The following is a 2,877-nucleotide window of genomic DNA, read 5'->3' as shown; positions in this document are numbered from 1 at the left end:
GCCCGCGCAGGTAGACCTGCCCCCACCGACGCTGATCACCACGCGCGAACGGCTCGAAGACCTCTGCCGCAAGGTCCTCCAACTCGCCACGCACAGATGCAATTTCTTCCGGAGTCACACTCCATCAACGACACACTGAACCCACAGGACACGCACCACCAACACCGACCTGACCAAGCCCTACTAGGCCTGTTGTGAACGTGGATCAAGGTAGTGGAATCACCACGCGCCGTCAGGCATACCGATCTGACGAACAGCCAGTGATCCCAGCTTGAGACGTTGTTGCCGATGGGCAAGGCAGATCACGATCGGGGAGCCGCCCTGGAGATCGAGCCGGTCAGGCCCCGGCGGCGTCGCGGATGCCGAGTGGGCGTTCAGGGAGTCCCTGGTACGTCTGGCTCAAACGGGCTTTTGCAGCTTCGGGGGTATGGAGCCCGATCCGTTGGTGAGGAGCTCGTGGAGCCGCTGCTTGAGCGTGCAGCGAGGGCACGGACCGGAGGATCGCAGTCGTTCCGCTTCCCCGCAGGTGGGACACGGGCGCCAGAGCTCTGCGTCCGGTGCGGTGCAGGGTCCGCAGACGGGGGTTTCGGCGGTGCCGGAGTGGACGCCGCGGGGCCTCCCGCAGGAGCTGCAGTGTGCTTGGCATCTGTCAGAGGACTGTTCGTGAGTCTTTGAGCGGTTCTGGCGTCGCCTGAAAGTGTGGGTATGGGTGGAAGTCCGTCGGTCCGCAGCTGGCGGTCTGTTGGGGTGGCGGGGTGAGCGGACGCAAGCCGTACCCAAGCGACTTATCCGACGAGCAATGGTCGTTGATCGAGCCGGTGCTCACCGCATGGAAGGACCGACACCGCTCAGTGAGCGGCCACCAGGGTGCCTATGCAATGCGGGAGATCGTGAACGCGATCCTCTACCAGGGCCGGACCGGCTGCCAATGGGCCTACCTCCCGCACGACCTGCCTCCGAAGAGCGCCACGTACTACTACTTCGCCGCCTGGCGCGACGACGGAACCGACCAGGTCATCCACGAACTCCTGCGCTGTCAGGTCCGGGAGCGGAGCCGCCGATCAGAGGACCCAACCCTGGTGGTGCTGGACACACAGAGTGTCCACGTCGCTGCTGGGGTCCCCGCCTCCACGACCGGTCGGGACGCGGCGAAACGGGTGCCGGGCCGCAAGCGACGGCTGGCCGTGGACGTGCTCGGGCTGGACATCGCCGTCACCGTGCTGGCCGCGCACACGCACGACAACGCCGCGGGCATCGCCCTGCTGGGCCAGGTCGCCGAGCACACGGGCGGCACCGTCGAGAAGGCCCTGGTCGACCAGGGCTTCAAGAACCAGGTAGTCGCGCACGGCGTCGGCCTGGGCATCGACGTCGAGATCGTCGAGCGCAACCCGCACGAGACGGGCTTCGTCCCGCAGCCGAAACGGTGGAGAGTCGAGCAGACGTACGGGATCTTGATACTGCACCGGCGCTTGGTTCGCGACTACGAACACCGCCCGGCCTCCTCCGTCTCCCGCGTCTACTGGGCGATGACTCACGTCATGGCCCGCCGCCTCACCGGCGCGAACACTCCCACCTGGCGCGATGCGCAGGTGGTGACCGCGTGAACATCCAGCCCCTGCTCGAGGCACTCGACCTCCACGAAGATGCCGCGCAGGCCCTGGCCGACGACCTGCGAGGACAGATCGCCGAACTGCAGGGCCGACTGCGGGAGGCCGAGGCCCACCTCGAACACCTGGGAATCACCCGGAAGACCGTCACCGCTCTCGCTGACCGGCTTCCCGCCCAGGCCGCCGCGGCCGACCTGGCCCGTGCTGCGGTGGATGCCGTGCCGACGACAGACGTCGACGAAGGCGGCCGCGCTGTACTGCGCGGATTCAATCGGTCGTTGCAACACCTCGTCCCCGGAGGTGTTGATGGGCAGGCCAGCAGGGTGGATGGCGGCCTTGACCGGGCGGTCGCCGATGAAATCCCCGGGTGCGCTGGCGCTTCGACGGGAAGTCGAACGTCAGTTCTGGCGAGAGATCGCGAAGGTGCTGCTCGCTGAGGAGGCGGCAGCTGCAGTCGCGTATCCCAGGCAGCGGGTTGCAGGTGGTTCCGGCACGGTGGCAGCATGCCACCGATGGATCTTGCCCCGCAGTCCGGCCGGTACCTGTCCTTTCACGAGCGTGAAAGGATCGCGATCCTGAAGGCGCAGGGCATCGGAGTCCGGGAGACCGCGCGACGTCTTGGCCGGGATCCCTCGACAGTGTCCCGGGAGCTACGGCGCAACGCCGCGACCCGTGGCGGCCGGTTGGACTACCGGGCGTCGGTCGCGCAGTGGAAGGCCGATCTTGTGGCTCAGCGTCCGAAGACAGCGAAGCTGGCCGCGAACGACCGGCTGCGGGACTACGTGCAGGATAGGCTCTCGGGCCAGGTCAGCCGCCCGGACGGGACGGCACAGGGGCCGGAGGGCACGGGGTGGAAGGGAAGGAACAAGCCGCACCGCGGTGACCGCCAGTGGGTCATGGCGTGGCGCCCGGAGCAGATTGCGAAACGGCTGAAGGTTGACTTCCCGGATGATGAGTCCATGCGGATCAGCCACGAGGCTATCTACCAGGCCCTGTTCATCGAAGGCCGGGGAGCGCTCAAGCGCGAGCTCGTCGCCTGCCTGCGCACCGGCCGGGCCTTGCGGGTGCCCCGGGCTCGATCCAAATGGAAGTCATGGGCCCACGTCACGCCCGAGGTACTGATCAGCGAACGGCCGGCCGAGGCCGACGACCGAGCCGTACCGGGACATTGGGAGGGCGACCGTGCGACACGAAGCCGCACGAATTTGAGTGGACTGACCGATTGGAGAGGCAGTTGATGAAGCTGTAGGTGCAGTCACGGGTCCGTGTC

Annotated in this window: 2 protein-coding genes and 1 pseudogene; all 3 read left to right on the top strand. The window is 67.1% G+C overall.

Annotated features, from left to right (window positions below):
* Positions 1–755 precede the first annotated feature (755 nt).
* Complete coding sequence (locus ACZ68L_RS46730) at positions 756–1,604, top strand: IS5 family transposase (RefSeq protein ID WP_469590998.1); 849 nt, start codon at positions 756–758, stop codon at positions 1,602–1,604.
* Positions 1,601–2,044 carry a hypothetical protein gene (locus ACZ68L_RS46725; protein ID WP_469590997.1) on the top strand — a complete coding sequence of 148 codons (444 nt, stop codon included), beginning with the start codon at positions 1,601–1,603 and terminating at the stop codon, positions 2,042–2,044. Before ACZ68L_RS46730 ends, ACZ68L_RS46725 begins: the two co-directional genes overlap by 4 nt.
* Positions 1,935–2,788 (top strand): annotated as a pseudogene (locus ACZ68L_RS46720) (transposase); the annotation flags it as partial. The gene ACZ68L_RS46725 and the pseudogene ACZ68L_RS46720, both read left to right, overlap by 110 nt.
* Between the last annotated feature and the right edge of the window lie 89 nt (positions 2,789–2,877).

It is taken from the genome of Streptomyces sp. NPDC104309, assembly GCF_055584025.1.
The sequence above is the reverse complement of the archived record's forward strand: the minus strand, read 5'-3'. Positions and strand labels throughout refer to the sequence as shown.